The 16405-nt window shown below is 39.9% G+C and carries 17 protein-coding genes; 2 read left to right on the forward strand and 15 right to left on the reverse strand.

Going from position 1 to position 16405, the window contains the following annotated elements; all coding sequences use genetic code 11:
- Window positions 1-55 precede the first annotated feature (55 nt).
- From pcaG to WA249_RS09725, 12 genes are all read right to left on the reverse strand, one after another.
- Complete coding sequence (gene pcaG, locus WA249_RS09670) at window positions 56-691, reverse strand: protocatechuate 3,4-dioxygenase subunit alpha (RefSeq protein ID WP_336168263.1); 636 nt, start codon at window positions 689-691, stop codon at window positions 56-58.
- Window positions 692-699: 8 nt separating this feature from the next.
- On the reverse strand, window positions 700-1425 hold the full coding sequence (gene pcaH, locus WA249_RS09675; protein WP_016137964.1) for a protocatechuate 3,4-dioxygenase subunit beta: 726 nt from the start codon (window positions 1423-1425) through the stop codon (window positions 700-702).
- A gap of 10 nt (window positions 1426-1435) precedes the next feature.
- Window positions 1436-1849 carry a 4-carboxymuconolactone decarboxylase gene (gene pcaC / locus WA249_RS09680; protein WP_005306044.1) on the reverse strand — a complete coding sequence of 138 codons (414 nt, stop codon included), beginning with the start codon at window positions 1847-1849 and terminating at the stop codon, window positions 1436-1438.
- Between the two features lie 15 nt (window positions 1850-1864).
- A complete protein-coding gene (locus tag WA249_RS09685) occupies window positions 1865-3220 on the reverse strand; it encodes an MFS transporter (protein WP_336168266.1) in 1356 nt (451 codons plus the stop codon).
- Between the two features lie 42 nt (window positions 3221-3262).
- Window positions 3263-4048 carry a 3-oxoadipate enol-lactonase gene (pcaD, locus tag WA249_RS09690; protein WP_336168268.1) on the reverse strand — a complete coding sequence of 262 codons (786 nt, stop codon included), beginning with the start codon at window positions 4046-4048 and terminating at the stop codon, window positions 3263-3265.
- The gene (locus tag WA249_RS09695; protein ID WP_336168270.1) at window positions 4045-5403 is read right to left on the reverse strand and encodes a 3-carboxy-cis,cis-muconate cycloisomerase; all 1359 of its coding nucleotides are present in this window, start codon (window positions 5401-5403) and stop codon (window positions 4045-4047) included. The genes pcaD and WA249_RS09695 overlap by 4 nt, the downstream gene beginning before the upstream one ends.
- A 2-nt stretch (window positions 5404-5405) precedes the next feature.
- Window positions 5406-6617, reverse strand: coding sequence for a 3-oxoadipyl-CoA thiolase (gene pcaF, locus WA249_RS09700; RefSeq protein WP_336168272.1), 1212 nt, complete (start codon window positions 6615-6617; stop codon window positions 5406-5408).
- Between the two features lie 12 nt (window positions 6618-6629).
- The gene (locus WA249_RS09705; RefSeq protein WP_032006418.1) at window positions 6630-7283 is read right to left on the reverse strand and encodes a 3-oxoacid CoA-transferase subunit B; all 654 of its coding nucleotides are present in this window, start codon (window positions 7281-7283) and stop codon (window positions 6630-6632) included.
- Between the two features lie 18 nt (window positions 7284-7301).
- Entirely contained in the window at window positions 7302-7973 is a 672-nt protein-coding gene (locus WA249_RS09710) for a 3-oxoacid CoA-transferase subunit A (RefSeq protein ID WP_336168274.1), read from the reverse strand.
- A 341-nt stretch (window positions 7974-8314) separates the two neighbouring features.
- Complete coding sequence (gene ispD, locus WA249_RS09715; protein ID WP_336168275.1) at window positions 8315-9031, reverse strand: 2-C-methyl-D-erythritol 4-phosphate cytidylyltransferase; 717 nt, start codon at window positions 9029-9031, stop codon at window positions 8315-8317.
- Window positions 8997-9386, reverse strand: coding sequence for a cell division protein FtsB (ftsB, locus tag WA249_RS09720; RefSeq protein ID WP_336168277.1), 390 nt, complete (start codon window positions 9384-9386; stop codon window positions 8997-8999). Before ftsB ends, ispD begins: the two co-directional genes overlap by 35 nt.
- A gap of 517 nt (window positions 9387-9903) precedes the next feature.
- Window positions 9904-10632 carry a sulfite exporter TauE/SafE family protein gene (locus WA249_RS09725; RefSeq protein ID WP_336168279.1) on the reverse strand — a complete coding sequence of 243 codons (729 nt, stop codon included), beginning with the start codon at window positions 10630-10632 and terminating at the stop codon, window positions 9904-9906.
- 297 nt (window positions 10633-10929) lie between these two features.
- Between WA249_RS09725 and WA249_RS09730 the strand changes: the two genes are divergently transcribed.
- Window positions 10930-11607 (forward strand): DUF421 domain-containing protein, encoded by a 678-nt coding sequence (locus WA249_RS09730; protein WP_336168281.1) that lies wholly within the window; start codon window positions 10930-10932, stop codon window positions 11605-11607.
- 217 nt (window positions 11608-11824) lie between these two features.
- Here WA249_RS09730 and eno read toward each other — a convergent pair whose 3' ends face one another.
- From eno to WA249_RS09745, 3 genes are read right to left on the reverse strand one after another with little or no spacing between them, the layout of a single operon-like run.
- Complete coding sequence (gene eno / locus WA249_RS09735; RefSeq protein ID WP_336168283.1) at window positions 11825-13114, reverse strand: phosphopyruvate hydratase; 1290 nt, start codon at window positions 13112-13114, stop codon at window positions 11825-11827.
- Window positions 13115-13159: 45 nt separating this feature from the next.
- On the reverse strand, window positions 13160-14017 hold the full coding sequence (gene kdsA, locus WA249_RS09740) for a 3-deoxy-8-phosphooctulonate synthase (RefSeq protein WP_003652054.1): 858 nt from the start codon (window positions 14015-14017) through the stop codon (window positions 13160-13162).
- Window positions 14018-14047: 30 nt separating this feature from the next.
- Window positions 14048-15685, reverse strand: a complete 1638-nt coding sequence (locus WA249_RS09745) for a CTP synthase (RefSeq protein WP_252612810.1) — start codon at window positions 15683-15685, stop codon at window positions 14048-14050.
- A 223-nt stretch (window positions 15686-15908) separates the two neighbouring features.
- Here WA249_RS09745 and WA249_RS09750 point away from each other — a divergent pair, with 223 nt between their 5' ends.
- Window positions 15909-16382: an internalin gene (locus WA249_RS09750; protein WP_336168288.1), complete on the forward strand. Its 474-nt coding sequence runs from the start codon at window positions 15909-15911 to the stop codon at window positions 16380-16382.
- Window positions 16383-16405 lie beyond the last annotated feature (23 nt).

Consider the following 16405-nt stretch of genomic DNA (forward strand, 5'->3'; position numbering starts at 1 on the left):
CCTTTAAAAAGGCTACACGCATCCATGGAAAATCATGTGTAGCCTTAGGTGTTTCTTAAATATCAAAAAATACTGTTTCGTCATCGCCTTGAATACGAATATCAAAGCGGTAAACAATTTCACCATTTTCTTCAAAACGTTTTGCAATAAGAGTTTGGCGACGCGGTGCCCACTCAATGCTATTTAAAATAGGGTCATTGCCATTTGCTTCGGCTTCATCTTCAAAATAAACACGTGTATGAAGACCTAAGTTAATACCGCGAGCGAAAATCACTAATGCAATATGAGGTGCCTGAATTGAACCTTTGCGACCTGCTGTAGCACCTGGCTTAATTGTATTAAAGCTCCAGATCCCTGTTTCAAAGTCAGCACCAGTACGTCCCCAACCCTGAAATGCAGGATCTGCTTTTTGCTCACGCGTATCTGCCTGACTTGGGTAAATACCATTTGCATCAGCTTGCCAAATCTCAATCAGCACGTCGCGCAGCGGTAAACCTAATCCGTCAAATACTTGACCTTCAAGACGAATACGTTCGCCTTTGGTTTGGTCTTGTAATAACTGGTTATTAAAGTTGTTTTCAAACACTTCAATATTTGCTTGTTGTGGCAATAAACCAATGTGAACGTAAGGACCACCTGTTTGAGATGGAGTTTCTTTTAATTCCTGAAAATTCCAGTTATTCATGCTCATACTCCCGATTAAGTCAAATCATTTTCGAAGTAAGTCGCTCGACGGCCACGTAAAGTGATGTCAAAACGGTAACAACGGCTATCAGCTTCGATAAAGTTGTTTTTATCTTCTAGTGCAATCAATGCACGACGTTGATCTTCAGAAGGAATCGTTTTTAAAATCGGGCAAGTGTCAATGAGTGTATCGCCTTCAAAATAAAACTGTGAAATTAGGCGCTGAGCCCAACCATCAGCAATTAAAGAGAAGTGAATATGAGCTGGACGCCATTCATTAATACGGTTACGCCACGGATATGGACCTGGTTTAATGGTACGGAAAATATAAAAACCATTTTCGTCAGTTAATGTACGGCCACAACCACCGAAGTTAGGGTCCATTGCACCAATAAACTTATCGTTTGGATGGCGATAACGACCTGAAGCATTGGCCTGCCATACTTCTAAAAGTGCATTTTTTACAGGACGACCAAACTGGTCACGGACATAACCATGAACAATGACACGTTCACCAATTGGTAAACCATCTTTGGCATAGTTCAAAATCAAATCATTATCTTTTGGACCAAATAGGTTTGAAGAAAAATGCGGTGAAGTAACTTCAGTTAAAGTCTCATTAATAGAAATCAATGCATTTTTTGGCGAACGTAAAACACTTGTCTTATAACCTTCCGCATATGCAGGTGGATGATCTTCTGTATTACGTTGGGCGTAAGCACCCCAGCTATGTTGTGACATCTTTATCTCCTTAATCCTGTTCTTTTGCTGCAACTGAGTTGACTTCTATTCCCAACTCTTTAAAGACTTCTTCGGCCATATGCATTGCAGCGTTTGCAGCAGGTAAACCTGCATAGAGCGAGCTATGTAAGATCAACTCTTTTAAATCTTCTTTAGTTACACCATTGTTGAAACAAGCACGTAAATGCATGCGTAGTTCATCTTCACGTCCAAGCGCCAATAGAATTGCGATCGTCACTAAACTACGTGTATGGCGTGGCAAGCCCGGACGAGACCACACTTCACCCCATGCGTAACGGCTAATAAAGTTTTGAAAATCTTGGTTAAAGTCATTTAAGTTTTGCAAAGACCGACCAACATGCTTTTCACCCAAAACTTCAGTCCGCACCTCAATGCCTTGTTTATAGCGTTGTTCATCATTCATTGTGATAGACCTCTATTAAGTTGCATCGGTATGCGCAACAAGTGATTTAACAAATACAGCAACAGCCGCAGCAGTCGCTGGAATTAGTAATAAACTGAGAATGGCAGTAAACGACCAATCATTACCAAGTAGTACGGCACCAATCCAAGCACCAAATACCGCACCGAAACGTCCAATACCTGTCATCCACGACACACCCGTTGCACGGCACTGCGTTGGATAGAAACGTGCACTTAATGCTGGCATTGAAGATTGCGCACCATTAATCGCGATACCTGCGCAAAGAACCAATACAGCAAGTAATGTTGAGTTTCCTAAACTTTGACCAACAGCAATCGCAAATAGACCCGCAGCAAAGTAGAAAATGGCAATAACTCGGTTCGGGTTAAATTTATCCATCGCCCAACCGATGAATAATGCACTTACCACACCACCGAACTGGAACAATCCACCAATAAATGCAGCACGCTCCATTGAAGCACCTGTTTCACGCATCAGTGTTGGTAACCAGCTTGTAAGCAAGTAAACAACCACTAAGCCCATGAAATAGGTCAACCAAAGTAAAAGTGTTCCTTTCGCATATGGCTTAGAAAACATAATTCCAAAGACATTTTTCTTTTGAGCTGTTTCAGTTTTCTCTTCAGGTACGTGGAATGCAGTCGCATTTTGAATTTGAGCAGGTGCGATATGATTTAAGATCTTGCGTACTTTCTCTGGGTTCTTACCTTTAACAATTAAAAAGCGGTAAGACTCAGGTAAGACAAAAATTACTAAAACCATTAAGATCAAAGGTGACCAGCCGCCAAGTAAAAATAGACTGTGCCAACCATAGGTCGGGATGAGCCAGCTACTAATAAAACCGCCTGTAGCCATTCCTAAGTTATAACCACAAAACATACATGTCACGAGTAATGAACGTATACGAGTTGGACAGTACTCAGAAAATAATGTAGTGGCATTTGGCATAGCCGCGCCCAAACCAATACCTGTCAAAAAGCGTAAAACGACAAGGCTATCTAAGTTGGTTGCATACGCAGATGCTAAAGTAAAACCACCAAACACAAGCATCGAAAAAGCTAAAACGATTTTTCGACCAAAACGGTCAGCTGTTGGGCCAGAAACTAAAGCTCCAATAATCATTCCACCAAGTGCAGCACTCATCACTGGGCCTAACTGAGAGCGATCAACACCCCAGTCTTGAGCCAAAGCTGGAGCGATAAAACCCATTGCAGCAGTATCGATACCGTCAGTAAAAATAATTAAGAAACAGATGATTGCAATCATCCATTGATACTTACTGAGTGGAGCATCATTAATTAATGCTTGAGCATCGATACTTTTATTTGGTGCAGCGTAATCCTGAGACGCCATATTTGCCTCCTTAAGGCCAATTCCTTTTAAACGACTAAGCTATTAGATTTGCTGAATAAACCTAGTCAATTCCTGAGTAAATCTTTGCGGTTGCTCAATATTAGAAAGATGAGATGCTTCCAATTTAGCAATTTGACTGTTCTTGATAGCATTCTGCATAAACTCAGCATCTGCTACTGTTGTCACTGGATCTGCCGTTCCTGCAATTAGCAATACCGGCACTTGGATTTGTGTAATCTCATCTCTTAAATCAGCATGTGCTAAAGCACGACACGCATTGGCATAACCTTGTGCTGGTGTGTTTGCCAGACTTTGAATCGTCGTTTGTGCAACCACATTATGTTGATAGTCGAATTTTTCACTAAACCAACGTGTATGCGTGGTTTTAACCAATTCAGCCAGTCCATTTTGTTCTACTGATTCTGCGCGACTCAACCACGCCTCAACCTGTCCAATTTTTGCCGCCGAATTTGCGACAGTAATGCTTAGAAAGCGCTCTGGGTAATGGATAGCTAACCAAAGCCCTGTTATTCCGCCCATTGAAATGCCACAAAAATGAGCTTTTTCAATGTCTAAGGCATCTAAAATATCAGCAACATCTTCACCTAAATTTTGTAAAGATGATTCAGCGATTACATCACTTTCGCCATGACCACGTGTGTCGTATGTAATGACATTAAAATGACTTTTAAGTTCATCTACTTGCGGCTGCCACATTCCATGATCTGTTCCTAACGAGTTAGATAACACAAGTGCTGGAGCATCTTTTAAACCGTCGGTATATACAGCGAGCTGTTTACCTTGTCGATTGGTGATAAGCTGTTTCACTTTATGTCTCCTCCTTGTGCTTCTTGCAGAACAGCATCAATTTGAGCTTGAATGTTGCCCAAATAGTTTTCTGCTTTAAATATTTCCAAAATTTCTTTTTGACTAAAATGTTCTTTTACTTCATCTAACTGACTAACAACCTCAGATAAATGCTGCTTTTGAGCCACGGCTGTTTTACAAGCTGCTTCAACAACATGATGCGCAGTTAAACGTCCAATTTTTGGAGCAAGCGCCATCATCACAGCTTCTGCCATAATCAGCCCGTTGGTACAGTCAAGGTTCTGCTGCATACGCTCAGCATTAACTTCGAAACCTTGTAAAACTTCACCAGTACGAGTTAATGCTCCAGCACAAAGCTGAAAAATTTCAGGGATTGCTAACCATTCTGCATGCCATGCGCCTAAGCTACGCTCATGTTCCTGCACCATACTTTGATAGATACTAGACATAAGTGCTGGTACGCGATTCGCTGCTGCAAGTACTGAAGCTGCTGCCACTGGATTACGCTTATGAGGCATGGTCGATGAACCACCACGACCTTTTGCAGTTGGCTCAAACAACTCTGCAATTTCTGTTTGCATCATGAGTGACCAGTCACGCGCCATCTTGCCCGTATTCCCAACAATCATGCCGAGCACACTTGCGATTTCTACAATACGGTCACGCTCACCATGCCATGTGCTTGTGGGTACAGTCAGATTCAACTGCTTAGCAAATGCATTTACCACAAGCGAACCTTGATCTTGCAAAGAAGCTAATGAACCCACAGCACCGCCTAACTGAGCAGTGAGCACTCGTGATTTCATTGCTTGTATACGGTCTAAATCACGTTTAAATGCAGAAGCCCAACGTGCAAGCTTATGTCCTAAAGTAATTGGCAAAGCTTGCTGTAACCATGTACGCCCAATCATGACCTGATGGCGATATTGCTTAGCTTGTTGTAATGCAGTGGTGTAGCACTGTTGAAGTTGTGCTTCCACAATGTTTAACGCATCGCGGCATTGCAAAATACAAGCTGTGTCTAAAATATCCTGACTCGTTGCGCCCCAATGCACATAGCGTGAAGCATCTTCATCAACATCTTTAACAATTGCCGTAAGCTGCTTTACAAATGGAATTGCGATATTTCCAGCTAAGCCAGTTGCTACAGCCAACGCTGGAAAATCAAACTTTTCTAGTGCCTGCTCAGCTACTTGGGCAATTGTATGAGCAGCATTTTGAGGAATCACGCCAACTTGTGCCTGTGCTTGAGCTAGCGCAACTTCAACCTGAATCATATATGTGATTAAAGATGAGTCACTAAAGATGTCAGTGACGTCTTTTTGATAAAACAAGCTGGCATATAACTGGCTCATGATTAGACTCTCTCAATAATCAAAGCGATGCCTTGACCTACACCAATACACATTGAACACAAGGCATAACGGCCACCTGTCTGTTCAAGCTGGTTTAATGCTGTAGTGACTAAGCGTGCACCTGACGCACCAAGCGGATGACCCAAAGCAATTGCACCACCGTTTGGATTTACTTTGTTGCTATCGTCTGGCAAACCTAAATCACGGGTCACTGCCAAAGCCTGTGCCGCAAAAGCTTCATTGAGCTCAATCACATCCATCTGATCTAAAGTCAGGTTGGCTTGTTTAAGTAATTTTTTAATCGCTGGCGCCGGAGCAAAACCCATAATGTGGGGTTCTACACCCACTGCTGTTGAAGCAATGATCTTGGCACGTGGTTTTAAGTTGTAAGCTTGAACTGCATCATCAGAAGCAATCAGTAGAGCTGCTGCACCATCGTTAATGCCTGAAGCATTACCTGCAGTCACAGAACCATCTGCTTTGACAACAGGTTTAAGTTTGCTTAAAGCTTCAAGTGTAGTTAATGCACGTGGATGTTCATCGGTATCAATCACAACAGCATCACCCTTGCGCTGAGGGATTTCAACTGCCACGATTTCTTTAGAAAAAAAGCCTTTGGCTTGCGCGCTTGCGGTGCGTTGTTGGCTCACCAAGGCAAACTGGTCCTGATCTGCACGATTCACGTTAAACTGTTCAGCGACGTTTTCGGCAGTCTGGGGCATGGTGTCTACACCATACAATTCTTTAAGTTTTGGGTTAATGAAACGCCAGCCCATGGTGGTGTCTTCAATCTTCTGGCTACGGCCAAAAGCACTATCTGACTTACCCATCACATAAGGTGCACGGCTCATGCTTTCTACACCACCTGCAATCACCAAGTTCGCTTCACCTGCTTTAATGGCACGGGCAGCAATGGCAATTGCATCGAGTGAAGAACCACACAAGCGGTTAATAGTCGTTGCTGGTACTTGATACGGTAAACCCGCAAGTAGTGCTGACATACGGCCGACATTACGGTTATCTTCACCGGCTTGGTTAGCACAGCCATAGATCACATCATCGACCTGTTCCCAATTTACATTTGGGTTACGCTGCATGAGCGCTTTAATCGGCACAGCGCCAAGGTCATCAGCACGGACAGGAGCAAGACCACCGGCATAACGGCCAAATGGAGTACGGATGGCATCGATGATATAAGCGTTTTTTAATGTCATTTCCCTACTTCCTTACCCTTGAGTCGCATCAATCAAAGTTGCACCAGTCAAAGCCTGTAACTCTTCAAAGCTAAGACCTTCCACTTTCTCAATCACCTTTAAGCCATCTTTAGTCACATCAATTACGCAAAGATCGGTGTAAATACGGTCAACGCAGTGTTTACCCGTTACCGGATAAGTCAGCTCAGCCACAATTTTCGGCTCACCTTGTTTGGTCACATGATCTGTGGTGATAAATACTTTCTTGGCACCCACAGCTAAATCCATCGCACCACCTACTGCAGGAATCGCATCTGGTGCACCTGTGTGCCAGTTCGCCAAGTCACCATTCGCAGCAACCTGAAATGCACCAAGCACGGCAATATCAAGGTGACCACCACGCATCATCGCAAATGAATCGCCATGGTGGAAAAAGCTGCCACCTTCAAGCATGGTCACAAACTCTTTACCCGCATTAATCAGTTCAGGGTCTTCTTCACCTGCGGCTGGCGGTGGGCCAAATGCCAATAGGCCATTTTCAGAATGAAGGAAAATATCTTTGTCGTTAGGTAGGTAGCTTGCAATCTTGGTTGGTAAACCAATGCCTAAGTTCACATAGGCGCCATCTGGAATATCTTGTGCCACACGTTTTGCAATCTGGTCACGGCTGAGTTTCTGGTAGCTCATGTTATTTCTCCTTATTGCTTACTGTGAGGGCTGTACTTGGACAACATGCTGTACAAAGATACCCGGGGTGATGATGTGCTCTGGATCTAGTCCACCTAGCTCAACGACCTCAGACACCTGAACAATGGTGACATCAGCGGCCATGGCCATGATCGGGCCAAAGTTACGTGCAGATTTACGGTAAACCAGATTACCCCAGCGATCGCCCTTGTAAGCTTTAATCAAGGCAAAATCAGCTTTAATCGGATATTCGAGTACGTAATCTTTACCATCAATATGACGGGTTTCTTTGCCTTCAGCTAAAAGTGTTCCAAAGCCTGTTGGGGTAAACACAGCACCAAGTCCCATACCTGCTGCCTGAATACGACATGCCAGATTACCTTGTGGAACCACTTCAAGCTCTACTTTTCCGGCACGGTACAGCTCATCAAACACATAAGAGTCTGACTGACGAGGGAAAGAGCAAATCACTTTTTTAACCGAACCGGCTTTAAGCAGTTTAGCCAGACCGTAATCGCCATTACCGGCATTATTACTCACAATAGTCAGGTCTTTAATACCCAGTTCAATCAGTCCGTCAATGAGTTCAGCGGGTTGTCCTGCGGTACCAAAACCACCAATCAGGATGGTTGCACCATCTTTAATCTGCGATAGTACCTCGCTTAGAGAGGACTTACTTTTGTCAATCATTAGACAACTCCATTGTGCTCATTCAGGAAGGAATAGATAAGAGATTTAGACACACAGAGGCAGAATGAACAGATAGATATTTCACTCAATCCCGAGTGTTTCCCTTAGATTTCCTTTTAAACATTCTTGATAATTTTTGTAAATTGATCTAGTTATCAAACTATGGTTTTGTTCGGTATAAATATTTTTTGTTCGATGATCGAACATTATCTAGTATAGTTGTACGATCTTGATAAATCCTAAAACTTATCAATGTAAAAGAATATGAGTGGTTATAAATAGATATGTAGAAAACTTGCTTAGATGGGCAAATCATCCAAGCAAGTTAAAAAATAATAGAATTAAGACTGAGATTGAAGAATCAAACGCGCAAGTTCTAAATCATCGGGATAGGTAATTTTTATATTATCCGAGCGCCCCATCACGACCTGTACAGTTTCACCCATATACTCGAGTGCACTTGCCTCATCGGTAATAGTGACGTTATTTTCTAAAGCATGTTCAATTGCTTTTTTTAGTTTACCGATTTTAGTAATTTGAGGAGTTTGAGCTTGCCACAATAAATCTCGGCTTACCGTTTTATCAATTTGATTACCTGACTTAACCTGCTTTAAAGTATCACGAACAGGAATTGCTAAAATAGCACTCTCATTTGATTCAATTGCATTTGCCACAAGTGCATTTAGACAATCAATGGTTACACAAGGGCGAGCCGCATCATGCACAAGGACCCAATCATTTTCATCGGCAAAATTTAAAAGATGATTTAAAGCATTTAACACTGAATGAACTCGCTCAGCCCCACCAGTGCAAAAATGCGCCTTATCTATATTTTGAAATGCAAGAGTCTGAGCAAAGGTATCTTGTGCACCAATTGCCAAAACGTAACCATTTAATGGAAGTTGACTTATACGGCCAATAGTATGTTCTAAAACAGTCCTATCCTGAATATATTGATACTGCTTCAATTCAGTTTTAGAAAATCGACTTCCTGATCCTGCAGCTGGAATCACTGCCCACAATTTAGTCTGGGATATCTGGGGATGCAGGTGTCTCATTCGTTTCCAAATCAACTTTAGCGTTCGGGTCAATATAAATAGGCTTATAATGGGTACTGATTGTACTCATTTGAACAAACGTCTCGTGAGGTTTAACCAAACCAAGATCAAGGCGAGCATGCTCTTCTATTGCTTCTGTACCATTTTTCAGGTCAAAAACCTCTGCTGCCAAAATACGGTTTCGTTCTTTAAGCTCTTCATTTACATCAGTTTGTTGCTGAATTTGTTGCATGAGAGCTTGATGAGGGATATAACCACCCTCACCTAACCAAAATTGATATTGCAGTATAGCTATTAAAACAATAACAAGTAGCAATATCAGTTTGCTTGAAGTGGATCGAAATACTTCTAACATATCATTAAGATTTTTAATTAAAAACTTTCGTTAAGAGTTTGTATTGTATAGTAATTAACAAGTAACATACGCAATTCCTGCAAAAATTTAAGCAAAATTATTAATGGGCATATTACTTTAATTGACCATTGTGACATGTTTCATTTTGTCAAAAATGAATGGAATTTGAAAGGGAAATAATATTTATAAGTACAACTGCTTATAAATCAATCTATGGACTTAAGATCAATCTAAAGTATAAGGAAATGATGCTAGGCAAATACCAAAAAAGTCCATCTAAAAAGCTATCTAATAATTTTAGAAAAAGAAGCCACAATAGAAAAGTTATTTAAATCTCATGACCACCGAGCAGCAAAATCTTGATGCACTAATATGAATATTCATCTTGAATGAGCACATTTTGAGTTACGTGAAATGATGAAATTCGCATAAGCTGGACTAAGAGTAGCTTTAGTATCATTCATATATGGATTATTCATTTGATACGTTCACAGTAAAAGAATTAAAAAAAGTAATTTTATTTCAAAGTAATAACTGCAAATATCATTGAGAGCCCTGCAACCATTAACATACAGTCTAACAATAAATTAAATGTTCTTTCCGACATCTTTATTACAAATGTTTTACCAATATAATTACCAATAATTAACGAAGTCCCCACAGCAACTCCAGCAATTAAGATATTTTGCTGCAAAACACCAAGTGCCCCAAAAGTTAAACTTTTAGTTAAGTAAATACCAAACGAGGCTGCTGCTTCAGTCGCTAAAAGTGCTCCCTTCGTTAAACCAAAACCATTAAAAATCGGAAGTAGTAGTGGACCCGTTGAAAAAACAATCCCCGTTATATAGCCTAGTATTCCACCTGCAATTACCATTTGCCAAGAACTAAATTTAAAATTATGGCGTTTGGTATAATGTCTAATCGGTATTAAACATAAGAAAAATAGGCCTATACATAAATTAGATAACATCGGTGACATTACCCATAATGTATTGGCTCCAAGAACCGTTGCAGGTATCCCAAGGCTTATAAATAAAAGAAATGCTTTAATATTAAGTTCATTACGCCACATTATTACACGTGAAATATTTCCCATAATTGAAGCAATTGCCATAATTGGCACTGCAAGCTTCGGCCCAAAAATATAAGCAAGAATAGGTAATAAAATAATAGATGATCCAGTTCCCACTACCCCACTAATTACTCCTGACAGAACCCCAATAATTGCAAGTGCTACATAGATCATGCATAAATAACCAAAATAATAATTATGAGTCTACAATAGTGTATGTTTTAAAAATGTACTATAGCCCTTCTTTTGAAATAGCTTAAAATATTTATATATAAACCTAGAAAGCATCTTCAAAGATACACTGACAATTTTTATTAAATTTTATAAATTCCTTGTTCAGATTTTTATACCATAAAGTTCCATATCTTTCTTATTTTTAACCAATAACTACTCAAAAAGTATATTTTTTCTATTTTTAATTTGCTAAGAATTTCATAAAGATTTCTTCAACCTATTAAAAAAGGAAAAAAAATGGATTTTTTTAATATTTTCATAGGTGACACTACCTGGACCTTCGTTCTGGAAATTTTGGTTCGATGTTTCGTCATGTTTATCATTATTATTAGTTTTCTAAGACTTTCAGGTAAACGAGGTATTCGCCAACTCTCTCTATTTGAACTCGCAATTATTTTATGTTTAGGTTCGGCTGCTGGTGACCCAATGTTTACCAAGGACTTGCCTATCGCACATGCTTTAGTCGCATTTATCGTTATTCTTTTTCTCTATCGTCTTGTAACTTGGGCCATGGTGAAACATCAGAAAATTGAAGACTTATTGGAAGGAAAAGCCCTCTGCGTAGTCAAAGATGGACTTTTAGTCTACAAAGATTTCCAGAAACAATCATATTCACATGATGAGTTTTTCTCAGAAATGCGCCAACAAAATGTTGAACATTTAGGTCAAGTGAGAACAGCCTTACTTGAGTCTGACGGTATCCTTAGCTTACTGTACTATGAAGATGAAGAGGTAAAATGGGGACTCCCCCTATTCCCTGATGCTTATTGCAAAGCTGACGTGCTTAAAATCAATACTTTTTATTCATGTATGAAATGTGGTGAAACGAAAATTCTAAATACACTCGATCAAGAGTGTTCTCGTTGCAAACACCATAGTTGGGCTAAGTCATTAAAAAACCGTCGTCTAGGATAATAAAAACAATTGAGTATTATAAATATCAGATATTAGGTTTTTCTAAAAAGGCGATAAAAGATAGAATTTTTGTATTTTTCAGATGTATAAAAGAAGTCCTAAAAAATGAAAAACTAACTTATTTTTTTATAAATTAAAAAAGGTGCTATTTCCTAATAGAATAGAGAAATAGCACCTTAAAATGTTAAAAAACTAATTTTAACTTTTTATTTAAAGATTAGTTTAAACCTTTAAACTCAGCTTTACCGCGGTAAGCAGCATGTGTCAATTCTTCAATACGAAGTAATTGGTTATACTTAGAAACACGGTCAGAACGGCAAAGTGAACCAGTCTTAATTTGGCCAGCCGCTGTACCTACTGCCAAGTCAGCAATAGTTGAATCTTCAGTTTCGCCAGAGCGGTGAGAAATTACAGTGGTATAACCATTTTCTTTAGCAAGGTAAATTGCATCTAGAGTTTCAGTCAACGTACCAATTTGGTTGTACTTGATTAAGATAGAGTTACCTACTTTCTCATTAATACCACGTTGTAAAATCTTAGGGTTTGTAACGAACAAGTCATCACCCACCAATTGGATTTTGTCACCTAAGATTGATGTCAAGTAAGACCAACCTTCCCAATCTGACTCATCTAAACCATCTTCAATTGAGATAATTGGATATTGGTTTACAAGGCCCGCTAAATAGTCAGAGAACTGGTTGCTTGTGAATGCTTTATTGCCTTCACCTGCAAGAATGTATTGACCATTTTTGTAGAATTCTGAAGATGCACAGTCAAGCGCCAACATAATGTCAGAACCAGCTTTGTAACCAGTTTGACCAATAGCTTCAAGAATAACAGTGATTGCTTCTTCGTTTGAACGCAAGTTTGGTGCAAAACCGCCTTCATCACCCACAGCAGTGTTTAAACCTTTTTTGTTTAACACTGATTTTAGTGAATGGAAAATTTCAGCACCAGCACGTAATGCTTCAGCAAATGAAGTGAAGCCTACTGGCTCAATCATAAACTCTTGAATATCAACGTTATTGTCTGCATGCGAACCACCATTGATGATGTTCATCATTGGTACAGGCATAGTCAAAATCGTTTGACCACGTAAGTCAGCGATGTATTGGAAAAGAGGAATTTTCTTTTCATCAGCAGCAGCACGTGCAGCAGCTAATGACACAGCTAAAGTTGCATTTGCACCCAATTTTTCTTTGTTTTCAGTACCATCAAGTTCGATCATCGTATTATCGATGTCTTTTTGTTCAAATACTGATTTACCCACTAAAGCATCACGGATAATGGTGTTTACGTTGTTAACCGCAGTTTTAACACCTTTACCTAAATAACGTGCTTTGTCGCCATCACGAAGTTCTAAAGCTTCACGAGAACCAGTTGAAGCACCAGATGGTGCACATGCACGACCAACAACCCCAGATTCTAAAATTACGTCTGCTTCGATGGTTGGGTTACCACGAGAGTCCAAAATTTCACGTGCACGGATGTCAACGATTTGGCTCATGAACAATTCCTCTGTTGAATAAATAACAAGATGCAGATTATTGCATCAATGGGTATCTAACTTTTTGAATCCTTTAACTAAAGTATCCAATTCTTTTATTTGCGCCAAGAACGGCTCAAGCTGCGACATACGTAATGCACAAGGTCCATCGCATTTTGCATGTTCTGGGTCCGGATGACCTTCTAAGAACAATCCAGCCAATCCTGTTGCCATTCCAGCGCGTGCTAAGGTTGTAATTTGAGCACGACGACCACCTGCCGAGTCAGCACGACCACCAGGAGTTTGCAACGCATGTGTTACATCAAAGAAAACAGGAACATTCATTTCTTTCATGATGTCAAAGCCAAGCATGTCTACAACAAGGTTGTTATAGCCAAATGCTGATCCACGCTCACAAAGAATAAGTTTATCGTTTCCTGCTTCTAAACATTTATTCAGGATATGACGCATTTCATGAGGTGCCAAAAACTGAGCTTTCTTAATGTTAATAATAGCTTGTGTTTTCGCCATTGCTTCAACAAGATCAGTTTGGCGGCTTAAGAAAGCAGGTAACTGAATAATATCAGCTACCTCTGCCACTGCTTCAGCTTGGTGTGGCTCATGAACATCAGTAATGATAGGTACATTAAAATGCTTTTTAATATCACCTAACCATTCAATACCTTTTTCAAGTCCAGGACCACGGAACGAATGCAGACTAGAACGATTTGCTTTATCGAAACTTGCTTTAAATACATAAGGAATATCTAAGCGTTTGCAAATATCCACATAAGTTTCTGCAATTTCGAAAGCTAAATCTTTTGATTCAAGTACGTTCATTCCGCCAAATAATACAAATGGCAAATGATTTGCCATTTGTATATCGCCTAAACGTACAACTTCTTGTGGTTTTAATTGTGACATTTAAACTTTCCCAGTTTATTTAAAATCGCATTATTTACTTTTTTGATGCTGAGTTTTCGCAGCGCCAATAAAACTAGCAAATAATGGATGTCCATCACGTGGTGAACTTGTAAATTCCGGGTGGAATTGTACAGCAATAAACCAAGGATGTTCAGGAATTTCTACAGTTTCAACCAAATGTTGTGCCGTAGAGTAACCAGAAATCTTCATACCCGCTTGTTCAATCGACTCAATGAAACGGTTATTCATTTCATAACGGTGACGATGACGCTCAGTGATTTCTGCTTTACCATAAACTTCACGAGTTTTTGTGCCTTCAACCAATTCAGATTTTTGTGCACCTAAACGCATAGTTCCACCTAAATCAGATTCTACGCTGCGTTGTTGTAACTCGCCACGCTCATCTAACCATTCGGTAATTAAACCAATCAATGGATACTTTGTAGAACGGTTAAATTCTGTAGAAGATGCTTCTGGCATTGCTGCAACATGACGTGCATATTCAATTACAGCCAATTGCATGCCTAAACAAATACCCAAGAATGGAATTTTGTTTTCACGTGCATATTGAATAGCTTTCATTTTGCCTTCAGTACCACGCTCACCAAAGCCACCTGGGACTAAAATTGCGTCAGCTGTTTGCAAAATAGAAACGTCTTGAGTTTCAAGTTCTTCAGCATTGACATAGTCAATCTGTACTTTCACAAGGTTTTGGATACCAGCATGTAAAAGTGCTTCATTCACAGATTTATAAGCATCTGGAAGTTCTACATATTTACCAACCATCGCAACACGTACCGTGTATTCAGGATTTAGTAATGCTTCAACTACATTATCCCAATCGGTTAAGTCAGCTTCTGGAAGATCATTAAATCCAAAACGTTCACAAATCAAGTCATCAACGTTTTGTTCATAGAATGTACGTGGAATTTGATAAATCGTTTTCGCATCTTTACATACCACAACGGCACGCGCTTCCACGTTAGTGAACAATGCAATTTTACGTTTAGTATCAACATCTACATCATATTCAGTACGGCAGATTAAAATATCTGGCTGAATACCAATTGAAAGAAGCTCTTTCACTGAATGTTGAGTTGGCTTGGTTTTTAACTCAGCCGCAGATTTGATATATGGCAACAATGTTAAATGCATTAGCATGGTACGTTTATGACCAAGCTCAACCATTAACTGACGAACTGATTCCATAAATGGAAGTGATTCGATATCACCAACCGTACCACCAATCTCTACGATTGCAACGTCGTAACCTTCACCTGCGCGAAGTACACGTTCTTTAATGTTATCTGTAATATGTGGAATAACTTGAACCGTACCACCTAAGTAATCACCACGACGTTCTTTATTTAGAACATCTTGATATACACGGCCACTGGTAAAGTTATTCAGTTTGGTCATTTTAGCACGACGTAAGAAACGTTCGTAATAACCCAAGTCTAGATCAGTTTCGGCACCATCCTCTGTGACAAAAACTTCACCATGTTGGAAAGGGCTCATTGTCCCTGGATCGACATTAATGTAAGGATCCATTTTAACCATTGTGACTTTTAAGCCACGGGCTTCCAAAAGTGCAGCAACTGAAGCAGCAGAAATACCTTTACCTAGCGATGAAACCACACCACCAGTAACAAAAATAAAATGGGTCATTAAGTTTCTCGTACAATCAAGCCGAAATCGGCCTACAATGTTGGGCAATTTTACTGTACTCTGCCCCTATAAAGCAAAGTCAAACCGCACCAATTCAAAGATCATTAAACAACTGGCTATTCTATCAGCATTTTTAATAAAAAATTAGGTCAATCTCACATGATTTTTTCATTCTCTTTTGCTGTTATAATGCGAGCTCCTCAATTAAATGTTGTTTAGGGCAATGGCAAATAAAAAACTTTTAATCTGCGCTGCAATTGCGGCTGGACTATTGTTAACCGCATGCGTCAAAAAAGAAACACCTGAAGAAAAGCAAGAAAAGGTTGAAACTGCTGTTTCAGAACCTAAGCCTGCTGAACCTGCAAAATTTGAGTCTTTAGAAAGTGTTAAAACTGAAGAAGCTCAAACTCAGGAACCAACGCAAGTTGAAGTTCATCACGAGGAAACTGCGAATACTACAACTGTAATTCGTAGTGAAACTCGCCCTGCCCATTCTGAGCAAAATTCACAAACAACTGTTTCTGAACAACCTAAAGCAGAGCCGAAGCCTAAGCCAGAACCTAAACCTGAGCCAAAAGCAGAACCGAAGCCTGAAAAAGCTCAGTCAAAACCAGCTAAGCCAGCAGAACCATCTCAAACTGAAGATGATGCTGTTGCCGCTGCAATTGCTGCTGCTACACCAGCGCTTAAAAACTAAGCTCTCGTACGAATATGCCCAAA

This window comes from Acinetobacter sp. 161(2023) (assembly GCF_037027805.1).
Classification (GTDB): domain Bacteria; phylum Pseudomonadota; class Gammaproteobacteria; order Pseudomonadales; family Moraxellaceae; genus Acinetobacter.

Coding starts and splice junctions, on each gene's coding strand:
- pcaG (WP_336168263.1), bottom strand. CDS start 691: ATGAGCATGAATAACTGGAATTTTCAGGAATTAAAAGAAACTCCATCT.
- pcaH (WP_016137964.1), bottom strand. CDS start 1,425: ATGTCACAACATAGCTGGGGTGCTTACGCCCAACGTAATACAGAAGAT.
- pcaC (WP_005306044.1), bottom strand. CDS start 1,849: ATGAATGATGAACAACGCTATAAACAAGGCATTGAGGTGCGGACTGAA.
- WA249_RS09685 (WP_336168266.1), bottom strand. CDS start 3,220: ATGGCGTCTCAGGATTACGCTGCACCAAATAAAAGTATCGATGCTCAA.
- WA249_RS09695 (WP_336168270.1), bottom strand. CDS start 5,403: ATGAGCCAGTTATATGCCAGCTTGTTTTATCAAAAAGACGTCACTGAC.
- pcaF (WP_336168272.1), bottom strand. CDS start 6,617: ATGACATTAAAAAACGCTTATATCATCGATGCCATCCGTACTCCATTT.
- WA249_RS09705 (WP_032006418.1), bottom strand. CDS start 7,283: ATGAGCTACCAGAAACTCAGCCGTGACCAGATTGCAAAACGTGTGGCA.
- WA249_RS09710 (WP_336168274.1), bottom strand. CDS start 7,973: ATGATTGACAAAAGTAAGTCCTCTCTAAGCGAGGTACTATCGCAGATT.
- ispD (WP_336168275.1), bottom strand. CDS start 9,031: ATGAGACACCTGCATCCCCAGATATCCCAGACTAAATTGTGGGCAGTG.
- ftsB (WP_336168277.1), bottom strand. CDS start 9,386: ATGTTAGAAGTATTTCGATCCACTTCAAGCAAACTGATATTGCTACTT.
- WA249_RS09725 (WP_336168279.1), bottom strand. CDS start 10,632: ATGATCTATGTAGCACTTGCAATTATTGGGGTTCTGTCAGGAGTAATT.
- WA249_RS09730 (WP_336168281.1), top strand. CDS start 10,930: ATGGATTTTTTTAATATTTTCATAGGTGACACTACCTGGACCTTCGTT.
- eno (WP_336168283.1), bottom strand. CDS start 13,114: ATGAGCCAAATCGTTGACATCCGTGCACGTGAAATTTTGGACTCTCGT.
- kdsA (WP_003652054.1), bottom strand. CDS start 14,017: ATGTCACAATTAAAACCACAAGAAGTTGTACGTTTAGGCGATATACAA.
- WA249_RS09745 (WP_252612810.1), bottom strand. CDS start 15,685: ATGACCCATTTTATTTTTGTTACTGGTGGTGTGGTTTCATCGCTAGGT.
- WA249_RS09750 (WP_336168288.1), top strand. CDS start 15,909: ATGGCAAATAAAAAACTTTTAATCTGCGCTGCAATTGCGGCTGGACTA.